The sequence below is a fragment of the Nonomuraea sp. NPDC050328 genome, from assembly GCF_044459405.1.
In the GTDB taxonomy this organism is placed as follows: Bacteria; Actinomycetota; Actinomycetes; order Streptosporangiales; family Streptosporangiaceae; genus Nonomuraea.
On the sequence record NZ_JBITIW010000017.1, the window covers coordinates 129284 to 145331 of the forward strand.

The following is a 16048-nucleotide window of genomic DNA, read 5'->3' on the forward strand; positions in this document are numbered from 1 at the left end:
TCGGATTGGAGGAGGTCGAACCATGCCATCGGCACCGACCGACACCGTCGAGGTCAAGCTGGGCAGCCGTACGGTCACCGTCCCCAAGGGCGGCCTGTACGACCGCTACCGGATGGACACCGACCTCGACGAGGTGGCCCGCGACCCGCGCGTCAGCAGCGTGGACTTCTTCCGGCGCCTGCCCAAGACCAGGGCCGACTCCCCCATCGGGCCCACACTGACCCCGAACTTCTACTACCGCGCCTCGACCGCCCGGCTGACGATGCTGGCCCCGTCCCGCGCGATCCGCGACCGGCTGCCGGCCGAGCTGGCGCCGCTGGAGATCGCGCCGGGAGTGGGCCTGGTGTCGGCCATGTTCTTCCGTTACGACGTCTGCGACATCGACTTCTACACCGAGGCCGCCGTCGGCATCGCCGTCCGGCCCGCCCGGCACGGCCGGCTCGGTTTCGTGGACCTGCTCGCCGCCCTGAAGAACGACAGCCTCGACTCTTACGTGCTGTCCCTGCCGGTCAGCACCGAGATCGCCCAGGTGCGCGGGCACGACGGCTACGGCTTTCCCAAGTGGGTCACCGAGCTGGACGTCGACATCGACGCCCGGCGGACCACCGCCCGGGTCGCCAACGACGCCGGCGGCACCGACCTGGCGCTCAGCGCCCCCACCCCCCGGCAGCGCGCCCACCCGAGCGGAGCCAGGGTCTCCACGCTCACCTCCTACACCCGGATCGGCGACGCCTGGCACTCCACGCTGAGCCAGACCAACCTGCTCTCCGCCGGAAGCGCCCGCCTGCCCCGCGACCTCGGCCTCCGGCTCGGCCGGGGGCGCCTGTCCGACGACCTGCGTTCGCTGCGGCCGATCAGGACCATCCAGTTCGACGTCGTCACCGAGGGCCAGATCGCCCTGCACCTGCCGGTCCCGTTCTCGGTGCCGAGCCGTACCCGGAAGCCAGGAACCCCTACATGACCACCGATCGAGCCCTCCAGCCCGCCGCCGCCCTGCCCGCCACGCTCGCCCCGGCCCTCCTCGGCCGGCTGAGCGCCCGGGTCGCCGCCGCTCCGGACGCCGCGCGGGTCACCACGCAGGCCCCCTACACCGGTCTCCCGCTCGCCGACCTCCCGGTCTCCACACCCGCCGACGTCGAGAACGCCTTCATCAGGGCCCGCGCCGCCCAGGCCGCCTGGGCTCGCACCCCGATCGCCGAGCGCAGGGCCGTCCTGCTGCGCTTCCACGACCTGGTGCTGGCCCGTCAGGAGCAGGCCCTCGACCTGATGCAGGCCGAGAGCGGCAAGACCCGCCGCGACGCCTTCCTCGAAGTGATGGACACCGCGATCACCGCCCGCTACTACGCGCGCAGCGCCGCCAAGCTCCTCGCGCCCCGCCGCCGCCGCGGCGCGATCCCCGTGCTCACCCACACCACCGAACTGCGCCACCCCAAGGGCGTCGTCACGATCATCTCGCCGTGGAACTACCCGCTGAGCATGGCCGCCGGCGACGCCATCCCGGCGCTCATGGCCGGCAACGCCGTCGTCCAGAAACCCGACACCCAGACCGCGCTCACCGCGTTGTGGGCGCTCGACCTGATGACCGAGGCCGGTCTGCCCGCCGGGGTGTGGCAGCTGGTGGTCGGGCGCGGCAGTTCCCTCGGGGACGCGCTCATGGACGGCGGCGACTACCTGATGTTCACCGGCTCCACCGCCAGCGGCCGCCGGATCGCCCGCGAGGCCGGCGAACGGCTCATCGGCGCGTCCCTGGAGCTCGGCGGCAAGAACGCCATGATCGTCTGCGACGACGCCGACCTCGACCGGGCCGCCGACGGCGCCGTCGCCGCCTGCTTCCCGTCCGCCGGGCAGCTCTGCGTCTCCGTGGAGCGGCTGTACGTCGCCGAGCCGGTCCATGACCGGTTCGTCGCCGCGTTCGTCGCCCGGACGGAGCGGCTCGAGCTGGGCGCCGCCTACGACTACACGGTCGACGTGGGCAGCCTCACCACCCCGGCGCAGCTCGCCACCGTCACCGCGCACGTCGAGGACGCCGTCGCCAAGGGCGCTACCGTCCTGGCCGGAGGCCGGGCGCGGCCCGACCTGGGGCCGCTGTTCTACGAACCGACCATCCTCACCGGCGTCACCCGGACATGACGTTGCACGCGCACGAGACCTTCGGGCCGGTGGTCGCGATCTACTCCGTCCGCGACGACGAGGAGGCCATCGCGCTGGCCAACGCCTCGCCGTACGGGCTGAACGCCAGCGTCTGGTCCCGCAGCGCGGCCCGCGGCCGGGCGGTCGCCGCCCGCGTGCACGCCGGGACCGTCAACGTCAACGAGGCCTTCGCCGCCGCCTGGGGCAGCATCGACGCGCCGATGGGCGGCATGGGCGACTCGGGCCTCGGCCGCCGCCACGGCGCCGACGGCCTGCTCAAGTACACCGAGCCCCAGACCGTGGCGCACCAGCGCCTGCTGGGCTTCTCCCCGCCCGGCCGCGTCTCCCCCGAGACCTGGGCCGGCCTGCTGACCGGCGCGCTGCGGATCTTGAAGGCGGTCGGCAGCCGCTGACAGAACGGGGCAGCTCACGTCTAGTCTGTCGGAGGTGAACCAACCCCCGCTCCCCCACCATCCGCCGCCCAAGCGGAAGCCGGGCCTGTTCGCCCTCGTCATCGCCGCGACCTGCCTCGCCCTGGTCGTCGCGGGCGTCGGCGGATACCTGGTCCTCCGGGCCGTGACCCAGCCAGGTCCCGACCGCCTGATCGCGGTGGTGCAGGATCCGGCCATCCCGACGTCGGTGTCGGAGGAGATCGTGCGGACCGTGGTGGCGATGCCGCAGGTCGACGTGGTCTACGAGGCTTCCCCGGAGGAACTGCCCCGATGGTTCCCCGATCACCGCCCGTGGGGCGACCTCAACCCCGGGGCGTTCCTGGTGAAGCTGAAGCCGGACGCCGACCGCTCCGCCGTACAGGCGAAGCTTCGCGCCATGCCGGGCGTGCACATGGTCGTCGACGTGCCCGACACCGGTAAGACCATCGGCGCGAGCGGGCCCGGCTGAACCGCCGTCAGTTCGGGTGCCGGGCCAGGCGGGCCGTGTCGAGCAAGAGCCTGAGCCCGTGCGGCAGCTTGTCCCTGATCCTCGCGGCATGACCCTCGGCGGCGGTGATCAGCAGCTCCCGTGCGCTCCGCCCGGCCCGGTCGGCGTCGGGAAGCAGCTCCGCGGGCAGGAGCGGATCCGCGCCCGACACCTGCGCGAACTCGACGACGGTGATCAGGGCGTCACGCAGCAAGGCCGCCGGCTCGACTCGCTCCCCTCGGTCGAGGTCCCGCACCCGCCGGCGCAGCCCCGCCTCGAACCCCGCCCCTCGCCATCATCGGCGCCGGATTGCTCCTCGGCCCCAACACCGGACTGGGCCACAACTCCGTCATCTTCGTGATCGAAGTACAGATCCAGCACATCCTGAGCTGCCTGCGCCTGCTCCGGGACGCGGACGCCGCCACCGTCGAGGTCACCCCGTCCGCCATGCACCGCTACACCGCCCGCATCCACCCGCGGCTCCGAAAGGCGGTCTGGAGCCAGGGCGGCTGCCAGAGCTGGCACCTGGACGGGCGCGGGGTCAACACCACCCTGTAGCCGGGCTCCACCTTCGAATACTGGGCCGGCACCCGCACCGCCGACCCCGCCCACTACACCGTCTCACCCCGAATCGAGCACCGATCAGGGCCTGCCTAGACTGGCCTGGTGTTGCCTGCCGGGATGCCCTCTGACCAGGTGTGGGTGGACATCGCCGTCCCACGCTCGCCGGTTCGGCTGCCGGGGGTCAGCATGGCCGGGTTCAGCCATCGTGCCCCGGCCTCGGTGGACATCTCCATGATCGTCCACCCGTCCGTCACCCTGCTCGTCGATCTGGGCGAGGGAGAAGGCGTCGCCTACGAGACCTCCGGCCGGCACAAGCGCGGCAGCGTCGTCGTCGGGCTGCTCCCCGGCGATCTCCAGGCCACCGGCCGGGGAACCGGGCAGTTGCTCCAGATCCGGCTGGATCCGGTCGCGGCTGCCGCGTTGCTGGGCGGCGCATCGGCCGAGCTCAGCGGGACGGTGGCAACCCTTGAGGACATCTGGGGCCGCGACGCCGGCGAGGCCGAGGACAGGCTGCGCTCCGCCACGTCGTGGGACGAACGCTTCGCGGAAGCGGTGGACCTCCTGGGGCGGCGGCTGAGCGACCACCCGCCCGTCGACCCCCAGGTCGCCCACGCCTGGCGGCGAACCCTGTCCAGCCGGGGCCAGGTCCGGGTCGACGGCCTGGCGGACGAGGTCGGCTGGAGCCGCAAGCGCCTGTGGTCCCGCTTCCGGTCCCAGCTCGGCATCACCCCCAAGTGCGCCGCCCGGCTGGTGCGCTTCGACCACACCGCCCACCTTCTCGCGGCCGGCCACGCCGCCGCCCGCGTAGCCGCCGAGAACGGCTACGCCGACCAGTCCCACCTGCACCGCGAGGTCGCGACGTTCGCCGGGCTCACCCCCACGGCCCTGGCGGCCGCACCGTGGCTCGCCGTCGACGAGGTCGCCTGGCCGGCCCTCGGATCCATCGCAGAGCCATCCTCGGCAGCCCAGCGGGTCAGACGCCGAACCCCATGATCGAGCCCCCACTGCCCATGGTGTTGGCCTCTTCGGACCATCTCGGTCGGGGGTTGTTTCGGACAAGCGGGCGTCGAGCCGGAGACGGCTCGACGCCCGGTCCGGGTCAGCCGCAGTTGCCCCACGTGGAGCGCCCGCCGATGGCGCGGGCACCGCTGGGGGCCTCGATGACGGCCGAGTACTTCACACACGCGCCCCGGGCGCTGGCGTAGACCGGGCCACCGTAGTACTTCACGGTCTCACTGAGGCCGTAGCTGCTGCCGCCCTGGACCGTGAGGGTGACGTTGGTCCAGGTGTCGACGCCGACGTAGTTGCTCTTGACGACAGTGGCGCAGTTCTTGCCGGTGCTGCTGTTGTAGGTCAGGTACACCGTGCCCCAGACCTTGGTGTAGTTGTACACCTCGCTCTTGTGCACGACGTTGTATCCAGCGCCGCAGTAGACGTCCGCGTTCGCGGCCGTCGGGCTCGCCACCAGCGGGGTGGCGGCAAGGAGGGTGAACGCGGCGGTCGTCAGGGTCTTCCTGAGCACGTGGGTCCTTCAATCTGTTGCATATTTCGGTCAGCTCTTAACTCCTTTTATTTACCATATGTTCGAAATCTTCAAGATCGCCGGGTCACGTGGCGGCGGTAGGAGTGCGCTCGAGGTTCATGGAAGCCGCGGGTGCGGGGTCACAGCCGCTGGAGCGGACAGGCCCACCTCGCTGGACGTAGCGAATGAGGTCGGCCCGCCCGACGTGTTCCATGTGCCGGTGGAAGTGGCCCCGACCGGCCGCAACCCCCACCTACTCACGCCGCAGGCTCAAGCGTGTCGACCAGAATTCAACCGGCCGACCAGACAGTCAAGGATTGAGGCTGGTCCGGCGCCCACACTCGGGCCCAGGCGTGACGTCACAGCTTTGTGGCTGGCGAAGCATGTCTCAGGAAAGCCGGCACTCCTGCCCTTCCTCGAGTAGGGACGGCCCCGGGGTCTGGCCGCGACCGTCGTCGTCGGGAGCAACGGTCTACTCGAAGACGTCAGGCATCGGGCCGAGTCATGGAGAAGAGCGGATTCAACCCGGTGCTCGCGTTCCCACTCCGGGCGACCCCCGGCGCGACGCTGACAGCGAGAACCTTGCCGGACACCCGACCTGATCAGAGGCGGCCGCCCGGCGGGGAACCCCTCCCGCCGGGCGGCTCGCTGCTACAGGGACCTGGTCTCGACCCGGTAGCTGCCGCGATAGGGGTAGGAGCCGTCGCAGTAGCTGTAGGAGGTCCGGCCGACCCCCACCCACGGGCCCGGATCGTTGATCTTCTTGTTGTAGTCGTTCCAGCACTCGACGACCACGCGCACCCAGCCGGCGCCGTACTGACACCTGGCTCCCGCCCCGTCGCTACCAACGGCCCAGGTGGTGCAGCCGCCGGGCGGTGCCGGGTCGGCGTTCGCCGTTCCGGGCAGCGTCAGCGCCCCGAACGCGGCCAGCCCCGCGATCGTCACTGCCAGCTTGCGTGTCATGCGTCTCTCCTTGCCGTCTGGCCAGTCAGCCGAGACGTTAGGAGCGGCCGCTTTGGCGACGCTGTGCATCCGTTGTACGGCCGGGCTCAACCGAGGCGGGCTGTCGCGAACCACGGAGTAGGACGCAGCTTCAAGCACCGCCGACGCGCACCCAAGCCACCTGGCCAGGGATCTGACCGCCCCACCTCCCTCCGCTGATGCTCGCCGGCGCATCACGCGCCGCGACGCCGCCAACAGGTTCTCCGCACGGGCCAACCGGTTCAGCAACCGCGGCGGGCGCAGTCGGCGGCGGCGGTCCGAGCCCAGGAGCTATCGAGCTATATCGCGTTAAGGTGGAATTCTGAGGCCGGTCGAGGCACGTCAGAAAGGACGACCACGATGGATGCACCTGCGGCACGCGTCTCGAACTCCGTGACCTCCTCGGACGGAACCGCCATCAGCTACCAGCAACAAGGCAACCGCGGTCCGGCCGTCATCCTCGTTCACGCGGCATGGAGACGGCGGAAAGCCACGTGCAACTGGCCGAGGAACTGTCCGGCGAGTTCACCGTCTACCTTCCCGACCGGCGCGGCCGCGGGGCGAGCGGCCCTCACGGAGCCGGCTACCGCCTACGCAAGGAGGTCGAGGACCTCGAAGCGCTGATCACCGCAACCGACGCCCACGCCCTGTTCGGACTCAGCTCAGGCGCCATCATCTGCCTGCAGGCGGCCCTCGAACTGCCGACGGTACGCAAGGTGGCCATCTACGAGCCCCCTCTGTCGATCAACGGCTCGCTGGCCACTGATTGGCTGCCCCGCTTCGACCGGGAGATCGAGGCGGGCAACCTCGCCGAAGCACTGGTCATCGCGACAAAGGCGACTCAGATGTTCGGGCACGCCCTGCCCGGGTGGCTGCTCAAACCCCTCGTCCGGCTCATGCTCGGGGACATGCTGCGACTCGTCCCCACCTTCCACTACGACGTCGAACTCCTCATCGAGACGACGGACCAGGCGCAGCGCTTCGCCGGCATCGAGGCCGATGTCCTCCTCATGGGCGGCGGCAGGAGCCCGGCCTACCTGAAGACCGCGCTCGACGAGCTGGAGCGCCTGCTGCCCGACGCGCAGCGCGTCGAGTTCGCCACGCTCAACCATGGCGGCTCAGGCAACAGGAACAGAGGTGGGAACCCACCCCTGGTGGCCAGGGAGCTGCGCCGCTTCTTCGCGAGCACACAGTGACCGCGCAGCGGCGGACGCTGATCACGATCAATCCGGTACGGCAGGCGTCATCACTACCTGGGCGGTAGTCCGCCGATGTGCGGTTGCGGCCCGCCGACATCCGCCCAGGCGGCCGTTCCCAAACGAACAACACCTCCGTCACCGCGGCTCTCTACGGATGGCTCGGGCATCGGCACCCCTTGCACCCCCTCGAAACAGGGCCGCAGATCTTCTCTCGACTGCCGGCGGACCCGGGAAGTGCACCCGCACCCGCTCCTTGGAGTGCCGGTAAGAAACCTGCCATGAGCCGGCACCCCTCGGATTCAGGCGGAGCCGCTGTTCCCCAGAGTCGGGCGTCAGAGTGTGGCTGTACGGAAAACGTGCCTCCTACGTCATCGGGTGAACTCGTCCGCGCCTGCGGGAGTCGGCCGGTTCTTCATGGTCAGGGCCAGGAGGATTGCGCCGGCGGTGAAGACGGCTGCGACGGTGAAGGCCGCGGTGACTCCCTCGGTGAGGACCTGATGGGCCGGTCCAACTGAAGCGCGCGTGGCTGCGCCGTACACCGTGACTAGGATGGCCAGCCCCAGCGCACCACCGATCTGCTGCATGACGTTGAGCAGGCCGGAGGCGGCGCCGGCATCCTCGGCCCGGATCCCGGAGGACAACACCGTGGTGGCTCCGACCAGCAAGACGCCCATGCCAAGACCGGCGATCATCATCGGGCCGAGTAGCGCCGTGGCGTAGTCGGCCTGGGGCGTCAGCTGCGTCAGCCACAGGAGGGCCAGGCTGATCGCCCCGGCGCCGAAGCCGATCAGCGTCTTGGCACCCAGGCGCGGAAGCAGCCGGGCCGCCACTCCGGAAGACGCCAGGATCACGAGGGCCAGCGGCACGAAGGCGAATCCCGCCTGCAGCGGGCTGTACCCGCGGACCTGCTGCAGGAACTGGGTGAGAAAGAAGAACATGCCGTTGCCGGCGGCGAGCACGAACAGCAGCACGACGTAGCCGCCGGCGCGGTTGCGGTCGGCGAACAGCCGCAGCGGGACGATCGGCTGCCGGGCACGGGACTCGACGGCCACGAACAGAACCAGCAGGAGGACGGCCACGCCGAGCGCGCCGAGCGTGACCACGTCGCCGAAGCCCTGCTCAGCGGCGCGGATGAAGCCATAGACGAGGGCGGTCATGCCGAGCGTCGAGGTCAGCGAACCCGCCAGATCGAAGCGGCCCGGGTGGCGATCGGTCTCGGTGATGAACAGCGGGGCCAGGACCAGCAGGACGACGCCGATCGGCACGTTGATGAACAGCACCCACCGCCAGGAGATCCAGTCGGTGAGCATGCCACCGGCGATGAGGCCGATCGCCGCGCCGGAGCCGGAGACCGCCGCGTAGGCCCCCAGTGCCCGGGCCCTGCGTGCAGGGTCCGGAAAGCCTATGGTGATGAGGGCGAGCACGGTCGGTGCGGCGACGGCAGCGCCGATCCCTTGACCGGCACGGGCCGCCAGCAGCATCCCCGCCGACGTGGCCAGCCCTCCGGCCAGTGAGGCGAGGGTGAAGATGGCGACCCCGCCGATGAGGGCCCGCCGCTGGCCGACGATGTCGCCCACGCGACCGCCGAGCAGCAGTAGACCGCCGAAGGCCAGCATGTAGGCATTGAGCACCCAGGACAGGCCGGCCGCGGAGAAGCCCAGCTCGTGCTGGATGTCGGGGAGGGCGATGTTCACCACGTTGGTGTCCAGGATCAACATCGTCTGGCAGATCAGAACGATGGCCAGCGCCGGGCCGGGGTGGCGGGCTCCAGCGGGTACGGCTCCCGCTGTCGCCACGTGCGTGCTCTGTTCGGTCATGGCACTCCTCAGGATGGTACGCAATAAAACGAGGAGGCTCCTCGCTTTATGGTGAGCTAAGATATGAGGAGGCTCCTCGTTTTGGCAAATGTGTGGAGGGTTGCCATGGTGGATCGATCAACGCAGGCCCGGCCCGCAGGGCGCAAAGACGCGCGACGTAATTACGAGCGGCTCCTGACGACCGCCCGGACGGCTTTCGCCGAGCACGGCGTCGGCGCCTCCTTGAACGACATCGCACGCACCGCCGGTGTCGGCAACGTGACCCTCTACCGGCACTTCCCGACCCGCCAGGCACTCTTGGAGGCATTGCTGGGCGAAAGCCTGCGCGGTCTGAAAGCCCGCTCAGATGAGCTGCTGGCTTCCCCATCCCCGCACCAGGCCCTGGCCACCTGGCTGACGGCTGCGGTCGAGCACGCCATGGCCTACCGCGGCCTGGTCGATGCCCTCGTCGAGAGCCTCGCCGACCCCGCCTCCGAGCTCCACGCCACCTGCCAAGCCGTCAAGTCCGCTGGGGCGCAACTGCTGGCCAGAGCCCAGCAGACAGGGACGATCCGGCCCGATATCGACGCGTCCGCTCTTTTCTCCTTGATCGCTTCAGTCGCCTGGGCGGCGGAGCGGATCCCCGCACATCGTGATCAGCTTCTGGCCGTCATGGTCGACGGGCTTCAGCGCCGGGTGGACGAGCCGGCCTGAACCCGCTGCTCAAGATCGGTCGTCAGGATTGCCTCGGTTGCGGGCTGCAGTCCGGCTGGGTGCGTTCATCCACGGTGGCGGTGTTGTGCTCGGATCCGGCGCGGGCTCAGGGGACAGTGGGTTCGGCCCTGAGCCGGTGGACGCCGAGCAGGGCGTAGCCGAGCACCACGAAGACGGCCAGCGCGGCGAGCGACGCCGACGCGACGGCCGGCCAGCCCAGTCGCTCCACGTTCAGGAACGGGTAGACGTAGCGGCGCGGCAGATCGGGGCCGGCAAGAAACACGAAGGCGCCGTACAGAAGCGGGTAGCCCAGCCAGGCGAACGGCGCCGCCCATCGGACTCGGCGCGACCGGTCGAAGGCGGTCCAGTCCACCAGCGCCATGACGGGCGTCACGTAGTGCAGCAGGAAGTTGCCCAGCCCGCGTGTCCCGCCGGCCAGCAGTACCAGCGGGTTGGCCAGGTCCCGCGAGACGTAGTTGACCAGGCAGGTGACCAGCAGGTACAGGGTCACCGCACCTTTGACCTCGGCGGAGGCCGGTTTCCTGCGGCCGTTGACCAGCCGCCAGCCGTAGTAGAGCGCGAGCATGACGTTGCTCTGCACCGTGAAGTACGCCCACGGGCGGCCGATCGACGTCGCCAGGCACACCAGGCCCGCGACGGCCGCCGTGACCAGCAGGATCCGCCACGCCGTCATCCGGCTCTCCGAAACCAGCGCGGGGGCTCGGCGGACCAGAAGGGGTGAGGCGGGCCGGGCAACGGCCGCCGCACGACCGGCCGGGCGGGCAAGCGGAACATCGTGATCACGTTAGCGCCAAACACCCGTCAACTCGGTCCATTGCGTGATGCTCGCTGCCGACCACGACCAAGCCGTCAAATACGTCACCGCGATCCAGACGGGCACCGCTTGCACGCCAGAGTTCATCAGCCGCGCAGCGGGTACCGCCGTCAGGCTGATGTGGCGATTCGCCAGTGGTAGCCGTCGGGGTCGGTGAAGTGCCCGGCGTAGCGCTTCGCCCGTGACCTGGCCGCCAGCGGAGCCTGCGGCGGCGAGCAGGCCGTCGACGTCGTCACGGGAAGCGGCGATGTGCGTGAGGACGAGGGCGGAGAAGCCGTCGCCGCGCTCGTCCACGCCGACGTCCTTGGCGAGGGCCTTGCATGGCAGCAGGCCCAGCCGGCACCCGCCGTCGGCGACGGTGAACTGGTCACCTGCTCGCTCCGACGAGCGGTGTCAGGCGGTTTCCGCGGTGCGGGCCAGCCACGCCGTGACACCCAGCAGCGCAGCCGTCGCGACGGCGATCGCCGTCAAACCCGCCACATCGGTGAACCACGACGGCCTGACGGCGACGAGAAGAAAGGGCGTCAGGACGGCAGTCGTCCGGCGGCCCACAGAGGAGCGCAGCGCCATCACCGCCACCGTGCCGAGGGCGGCCAGCATCAGGACGACTCCGAAGGCCCCGCCCACCAGAATGCCCACAAGGCGGGCCGCCAGCACCCCGCCCGTCCAAGCCGCGAGCCGCCGGGAACCAACCGGGCCGGGGCCCGGAGACGGCGTGAGGGTGAGCATCGCCGCGCACATGCACGCCGGGAGGGCCGACAGCAGCACGCTGGCGGCGATCAACGGCCGCCCTGAGACCTGCAGCACGTCGCCCACCACGATGGTCCCTTCAGGCAGGGACAGCAGCTCGGCCGTCGTCATTCCCGCTGCCAGGGCTGCCATGGCCCAGGCGCAGGCGATCGCCGCCCGGCGCCGCCCCAGCCACGCCAGCAGCGCGATCAGCCCGTACGGCAGGGCATGGGCGAGCGCCGGGAGGGCCAGGTCGAAGGCGGACCGGCCGGCGTACGCGGTGGCCTGGGACAGGCTGACGCCGAACAGCGTGAGCGGCGCGAGCAGGGCGGCCAGATCGGTGGCGGCTCGCCAGCGTCGCCGCGAGGCGGTCGGCACGATCCGGCGCAGCCGAATCGCTAGGCCGCCGCGCAGCACGTCGAGGGCGTCCCGCCAGGCGGGGCGCGACTGGCCCGGACTCGAGGCGGCCAGCAGTACGGCGAGCATCTCCTCCTCGTGCTGCGCCCGGTGATCTTTCGGGTACCAGGCCAGCAACCGGCGGTAGCGCCGTTCCAGCGCGCTCACGAAGCGCCACCGAAAGCCGGGCCGTGACGCAGTCGCGCGCTGGCGGTGTCGGCGTTGCGGCGCAGCCGTTCGGCTTCGGCCGACAGCCGGGCCGCGCCCTCGCCGGTGAGCCGGTAGTAGCGCCGGGCCCGGCCGTCCACGACTTCCTCGCGGTCGGTCTCGATCAGTTGCTCGCCCTGGAGCCGGTCGAGCGCGGCGTACAGGGTGCCGGCGCGTAGCCGTACCCGCTCGCCGGAGATCTGCAGGACATCGGTGATGATGCCGTAGCCGTGCTGCGGCCCGGCCGCCAAGGCCGTCAGTATCAGGAACGTCGGTTCTTGCATCGATCTGTCACTCATATCATCGATATATATCGAAGATCTTTATATGGTGCAATCCGGACCCCCGCGTTGCGCATCCGCCGGCCACCCCCGGACGTGATCAGCTCCGACATGGGCTCGTCCGGCGTGGCATTGCCACGTTCCGAGCCGCGGCGCCTGGCCGTGCAGCGGAAAACCTTGGCGCGCGCTCTCCTGGCCCCAGGGGGTCCGTCGGTCCATCCGTGCTGCAGGCGAAGCCGTAGCTCTTCCAATCCAGCGTGCGGGAAGTGACCATGAATCTCGCTCCCCCAGGGATCTTCTCCACCTCGCCCACCCAGCACAGGCCCTACCACCGACGGCCGGCATGGAGCAGGTGGATTCAAGGGCCGGTGCCGACGCGTGCGCGCCAGAGGTCGTCCTGGGTGCCGGACTTGGCCCAGAGCCGGGCGACGCCGTCCCGCCCGAGGTCGTCGAGCGGCACCAGGAACTGGGTGGAGAGCGTTGCGGCGAACTCGTCCACATCGCCTATCGTCCGGGACGTCCTGGCATCGGGCCCGAGCCGGCGCAGCGTGCGGGACAGCAGGAGCAGGGTGTGACCGGCGATCGGCCGGGCGGCCATGAGAGTGGTGACATAGGCCGAGTCGGCGGAGGTGGACAGCTCCCGGGAGCGGGCGGCGAAGTCGGCGATCTCGCGCGGCTGCAGCCGGAAGTCGTAGGAGGCGATCGTCCCGCCGGGGTGGTGGTGGAAGCGCCAGGTGTCCGGATCGAGGCGTTCCAGCCGGTAGGTCAGGTTCCCCTGGACCTGCGGGCCTTCCCGCAGGGGCAGCGGTTCGAGGAAGCCGTCCCCGATGCCCGCGTCGGCCAGCCAGCGGCGGCCGTCGAGGTCGACCAGCAGCGCGTTGTGGTTGCCCCACATCGCCTCGCCACGCGCCGCGCGCATGACGGCGGCTTCGACCATCGTCACCCCGAAGCCGGCCAGGCGCAGCAGCAGGGCCAGGCCGGCGTTCTGCTCGAAGCAGTAGCCGCCGCGGCGCCGCCGTACCAGCTTGTCGAACAGCGCGTCCGGATCGAGGCTGATCGTTCTGCCGAGCTGGATGTCGAGGTTCTCGTACGGCACAGCCGTCCGCCACGAGCGGTGCAGGGCGGACAGCGTCTCCGGGCCGGCGTCGACGGGCCCGTGGTGCCCGATCCGGTGGAGTATCGCGTCGAGGGTGATCTCTGCCGCCATCCAGGCCTCCTAAGTGATACAAGATTCGCCACTTATCAAAGCTATATGAGAGACATGAATCCGTATACTGCTGGCGTGGGAAACGACAGTTCCGGACGCCGGCTCCGGGCCGACGCCAGGCTCAACCGCGAGCAGATCATCGAGGCGGCCCGCGCCCTCATCGCCGAACGTGGCGCCGAGGTGCCGATGGACGAGGTGGCCCGCCGCGCCGGCGTCGGGACCGCCACCCTGTACCGCCGCTTCCCCGACCGCGAGGCGCTGGTGCGCGGGGTCGCCCTGGACGGCTTCCACCGCGTGGTGGCCATCGCGCGCGACGCCGAGGACGAGGAGCCGGACGCCTGGGGGGCACTGTCGCGCTTCGTCCGCCGGGCCGCCGCCGAACTCCGGCTGGCGACCTGGCTGTCGATCTGGTTCACCAGCACCTGGGAACAGCTCCACGCCGAGCCCGAGGAAGCGCGGCTGCGCCAGACCCTGCTGAAGATCCTCGACCGGCTCGTCCGCCGCGCCCAGGCCGACGGCGACCTGCGCCAGGACGTGGACGCCGGCGACGTGACGCTGATGATGGCCCTGCTGCTGCGCCCGATGCCCGGCTTGCGCACCGAACTCACCCAGCACAGCGTGAACCGCTACCTGGCGCTGATGCTCGACGGGCTGCGCGCCCGGCCGGACCTCCAGCAGCTCCCCGACGCCGAGATCAGCCTCGCCGACCTGGGCGGCGCCTGATCCGAGAGAAGCAACAGACCCGGCACACCGCCACCCCACGGGGCTGACCAGGGTGTCATCAGAAGGCGGCGATCCGTTACGCGCTGCCCACTGGTCATGATCGGCCCGGCTTCGCAGGCTGGCGTCAAGACCGATCGAAAGGGTCACCCCCCATGGCACGAACCTCCTCCCTGCGCGCGCTCCAGCGCCTGGCCGCCGAGCACCGCGACGCCGACCGCCTCGGCTTACCGGTCGCCGAGCTGCGTGGACTGCGCGCCGCCGCTCCGGACGACCGGCTCGCGCGACGCGAACTGCTCAAGCGGGCCGGGCTCACCGCGCTCGCCGCCGCGGCGATCCCGGCGCTACCGCGCCGAGCCGCCGCGGACACCGCACCCGCCGCGAAGCCGCCCAGGGCCGCCAGGGTCGCGGTGGTCGGCGCCGGCATCGCGGGCCTGACCGCCGCCCTCACCCTGCGCGACGCCGGAGCCACCCCGGTGCTGTACGAGGCCAACCCGGCCCGGGTCGGCGGCCGGATCTACTCCCAGCGCTCGCACTGGCTCGGCGGCCAGACCTCCGAGATCGGCGGCGAGCTCATCGACGTCGAGCACAAGAAGATGCTCGCGCTGTGCCGCCGGTTCGACCTGTCCACGATCAACTTCGCCGGCGCGGGGCCGAACGGCAGCGAGGAGATCCTCCACTTCAACGGCCACTACTACCCGCGTCACCAGGCCGACCTCGATTTCAAGGAGATGTACCAGGCGCTCCACCAGGACCTCATGGCAGCGGGTGAGGTCAAATGGAACGACGCCACCCCCGAGGGCATCGCGCTCGACAACCTCTCCCTGCGCGAGTGGATCGAGCTGCGGGTCCCCGGCGGCTACGCCTCCGACCTCGGCCGCTTCCTCGACGTCGCGTACAACGTCGAATACGGCGCCGACACCGCCCAGCAGTCGTCGCTCGCGCTCATCCTGCTCCTCGGCTACCAGCCGAATCCCGGGAACTTCAACGTCTGGGGGCTGTCGGACGAGCGCTACCACATCGTCGGCGGCAACGACCAGCTCCCGAGGGCCATGGCGGCGGCCCTGCCCGCGGGATCGCTGCAGCCCGGCTGGCGGCTGCTCGCCGTACGAGCCAACAGCGACGGCACGCAGACGCTGACCTTCGACGAAGGCGGCACGCTCAGGACGGTCACCGCCGACCACACCGTGCTCGCGCTGCCGCTGCCCGTGCTGCAACGCGTCGATCTGTCCCGCGCCGGGTTCGACACGCGGATGACGAACCTGCTGCGCGACGCGCGAATGGGGCACGTGACGAAGCTGAACATGCAGTTCTCCAGCCGCACCTGGCTCGGCACCGGCCCGTGGCCCGGCGTCTCGGCCGGGGACTGCTTCACCGACCTGCCCTTCCAGCAGTGCTGGGACACCACCAAGGGGCAGCCGGGCACCGGTGGCGTCCTGATCCAGTACCACGGCGGGTCGCGCGCGCTCGCGCTCAACCCCTCGACGCCCTTCCCGACCGAGTCCGACGCCTACGTCCGCTCGCTGGCGGCGGCGACGCTCGGCCACATCGACACCGTCTTCCCCGGCACGAAGGCGCGCTGGAACGGCCGCGCCCAGTTGTCGGCCTGGCACAAGGACCCGAACGCGCTCGGCGCCTACTCCTACTGGCCGGTCTCCTACCTGCACCGTTACGCGGGGTACGAGGGAGTGGCGCAGGGCAATGTGCACCTCGCGGGCGAGCACTGCTCCTACGACTTCCAGGGCTTCATGAACGGCGGCGCCACCGAGGGCGAGCGAGCCGCGAACGAGGTGCTCGCCGCCCTGCGCGCCTAGGAGTGCCGGCTCTACCCTCAGGTCAGGCCGGGTCG

The 16048-nt window shown here is 70.7% G+C and carries 17 protein-coding genes and 1 pseudogene; 9 read left to right on the forward strand and 9 right to left on the reverse strand.

What is annotated here, in order from left to right; all coding sequences use genetic code 11:
• Window positions 1–22: 22 nt before the first annotated feature.
• The 3 genes and pseudogenes from ACIBG7_RS41600 (at window position 23) to ACIBG7_RS41610 (ending at window position 3030) form a co-directional block, all read left to right on the forward strand.
• Window positions 23–961: an acetoacetate decarboxylase family protein gene (locus tag ACIBG7_RS41600; RefSeq protein WP_397339851.1), complete on the forward strand. Its 939-nt coding sequence runs from the start codon at window positions 23–25 to the stop codon at window positions 959–961.
• A pseudogene (locus tag ACIBG7_RS41605) lies at window positions 958–2543 on the forward strand (succinic semialdehyde dehydrogenase). Before ACIBG7_RS41600 ends, ACIBG7_RS41605 begins: the two are co-directional and overlap by 4 nt.
• A gap of 34 nt (window positions 2544–2577) precedes the next feature.
• A complete protein-coding gene (locus ACIBG7_RS41610) occupies window positions 2578–3030 on the forward strand; it encodes a hypothetical protein (RefSeq protein WP_397339852.1) in 453 nt (150 codons plus the stop codon).
• A 7-nt stretch (window positions 3031–3037) separates the two neighbouring features.
• On the opposite strand, the gene ACIBG7_RS41615 is transcribed toward ACIBG7_RS41610, so the two are convergent.
• Entirely contained in the window at window positions 3038–3316 is a 279-nt protein-coding gene (locus ACIBG7_RS41615) for a hypothetical protein (protein WP_397339901.1), read from the reverse strand.
• Window positions 3317–3405: 89 nt separating this feature from the next.
• Here ACIBG7_RS41615 and ACIBG7_RS41620 point away from each other — a divergent pair, with 89 nt between their 5' ends.
• Entirely contained in the window at window positions 3406–3606 is a 201-nt protein-coding gene (locus tag ACIBG7_RS41620) for a hypothetical protein (protein ID WP_397339853.1), read from the forward strand.
• A gap of 123 nt (window positions 3607–3729) precedes the next feature.
• Complete coding sequence (locus ACIBG7_RS41625) at window positions 3730–4605, forward strand: helix-turn-helix domain-containing protein (protein ID WP_397339854.1); 876 nt, start codon at window positions 3730–3732, stop codon at window positions 4603–4605.
• Window positions 4606–4711: 106 nt separating this feature from the next.
• Here the strand turns inward: ACIBG7_RS41625 and ACIBG7_RS41630 are convergent, their stop codons facing one another.
• The gene (locus ACIBG7_RS41630; RefSeq protein ID WP_357936241.1) at window positions 4712–5134 is read right to left on the reverse strand and encodes a hypothetical protein; all 423 of its coding nucleotides are present in this window, start codon (window positions 5132–5134) and stop codon (window positions 4712–4714) included.
• A gap of 651 nt (window positions 5135–5785) precedes the next feature.
• Complete coding sequence (locus tag ACIBG7_RS41635) at window positions 5786–6097, reverse strand: hypothetical protein (RefSeq protein ID WP_397339855.1); 312 nt, start codon at window positions 6095–6097, stop codon at window positions 5786–5788.
• Between the two features lie 491 nt (window positions 6098–6588).
• Here ACIBG7_RS41635 and ACIBG7_RS41640 point away from each other — a divergent pair, with 491 nt between their 5' ends.
• The gene (locus ACIBG7_RS41640; protein ID WP_397339856.1) at window positions 6589–7311 is read left to right on the forward strand and encodes an alpha/beta fold hydrolase; all 723 of its coding nucleotides are present in this window, start codon (window positions 6589–6591) and stop codon (window positions 7309–7311) included.
• A 371-nt stretch (window positions 7312–7682) separates the two neighbouring features.
• Here ACIBG7_RS41640 and ACIBG7_RS41645 read toward each other — a convergent pair whose 3' ends face one another.
• Window positions 7683–9131, reverse strand: coding sequence for an MFS transporter (locus tag ACIBG7_RS41645; protein WP_397339857.1), 1449 nt, complete (start codon window positions 9129–9131; stop codon window positions 7683–7685).
• 105 nt (window positions 9132–9236) lie between these two features.
• Between ACIBG7_RS41645 and ACIBG7_RS41650 the strand changes: the two genes are divergently transcribed.
• Complete coding sequence (locus ACIBG7_RS41650; protein WP_397339858.1) at window positions 9237–9824, forward strand: TetR/AcrR family transcriptional regulator; 588 nt, start codon at window positions 9237–9239, stop codon at window positions 9822–9824.
• 106 nt (window positions 9825–9930) lie between these two features.
• Here ACIBG7_RS41650 and ACIBG7_RS41655 read toward each other — a convergent pair whose 3' ends face one another.
• The 5 genes from ACIBG7_RS41655 to ACIBG7_RS41675 form a co-directional block, all read right to left on the reverse strand.
• Window positions 9931–10518, reverse strand: coding sequence for a Pr6Pr family membrane protein (locus ACIBG7_RS41655; RefSeq protein ID WP_397339859.1), 588 nt, complete (start codon window positions 10516–10518; stop codon window positions 9931–9933).
• A gap of 111 nt (window positions 10519–10629) precedes the next feature.
• On the reverse strand, window positions 10630–10953 hold the full coding sequence (locus ACIBG7_RS41660) for a hypothetical protein (RefSeq protein WP_397339860.1): 324 nt from the start codon (window positions 10951–10953) through the stop codon (window positions 10630–10632).
• Between the two features lie 99 nt (window positions 10954–11052).
• Window positions 11053–11952: a hypothetical protein gene (locus tag ACIBG7_RS41665; RefSeq protein ID WP_397339861.1), complete on the reverse strand. Its 900-nt coding sequence runs from the start codon at window positions 11950–11952 to the stop codon at window positions 11053–11055.
• Window positions 11949–12275, reverse strand: coding sequence for a PadR family transcriptional regulator (locus ACIBG7_RS41670; protein ID WP_397339862.1), 327 nt, complete (start codon window positions 12273–12275; stop codon window positions 11949–11951). The genes ACIBG7_RS41665 and ACIBG7_RS41670 overlap by 4 nt, the downstream gene beginning before the upstream one ends.
• Before the next feature lie 355 nt (window positions 12276–12630).
• Complete coding sequence (locus ACIBG7_RS41675; RefSeq protein WP_397339863.1) at window positions 12631–13479, reverse strand: arylamine N-acetyltransferase; 849 nt, start codon at window positions 13477–13479, stop codon at window positions 12631–12633.
• A gap of 75 nt (window positions 13480–13554) precedes the next feature.
• On the opposite strand from ACIBG7_RS41675, the gene ACIBG7_RS41680 reads away from it, so the two are divergent.
• Complete coding sequence (locus ACIBG7_RS41680; RefSeq protein WP_357936259.1) at window positions 13555–14202, forward strand: TetR family transcriptional regulator; 648 nt, start codon at window positions 13555–13557, stop codon at window positions 14200–14202.
• Between the two features lie 152 nt (window positions 14203–14354).
• Complete coding sequence (locus ACIBG7_RS41685; RefSeq protein WP_397339864.1) at window positions 14355–16013, forward strand: flavin monoamine oxidase family protein; 1659 nt, start codon at window positions 14355–14357, stop codon at window positions 16011–16013.
• Window positions 16014–16048: the final 35 nt, after the last annotated feature.

Coding starts and splice junctions, on each gene's coding strand:
- ACIBG7_RS41650 (WP_397339858.1), top strand. CDS start 9,237: ATGGTGGATCGATCAACGCAGGCCCGGCCCGCAGGGCGCAAAGACGCG.
- ACIBG7_RS41625 (WP_397339854.1), top strand. CDS start 3,730: ATGCCCTCTGACCAGGTGTGGGTGGACATCGCCGTCCCACGCTCGCCG.
- ACIBG7_RS41670 (WP_397339862.1), bottom strand. CDS start 12,275: ATGCAAGAACCGACGTTCCTGATACTGACGGCCTTGGCGGCCGGGCCG.
- ACIBG7_RS41640 (WP_397339856.1), top strand. CDS start 6,589: ATGGAGACGGCGGAAAGCCACGTGCAACTGGCCGAGGAACTGTCCGGC.
- ACIBG7_RS41600 (WP_397339851.1), top strand. CDS start 23: ATGCCATCGGCACCGACCGACACCGTCGAGGTCAAGCTGGGCAGCCGT.
- ACIBG7_RS41645 (WP_397339857.1), bottom strand. CDS start 9,131: ATGACCGAACAGAGCACGCACGTGGCGACAGCGGGAGCCGTACCCGCT.
- ACIBG7_RS41675 (WP_397339863.1), bottom strand. CDS start 13,479: ATGGCGGCAGAGATCACCCTCGACGCGATACTCCACCGGATCGGGCAC.
- ACIBG7_RS41685 (WP_397339864.1), top strand. CDS start 14,355: ATGGCACGAACCTCCTCCCTGCGCGCGCTCCAGCGCCTGGCCGCCGAG.
- ACIBG7_RS41635 (WP_397339855.1), bottom strand. CDS start 6,097: ATGACACGCAAGCTGGCAGTGACGATCGCGGGGCTGGCCGCGTTCGGG.
- ACIBG7_RS41655 (WP_397339859.1), bottom strand. CDS start 10,518: ATGACGGCGTGGCGGATCCTGCTGGTCACGGCGGCCGTCGCGGGCCTG.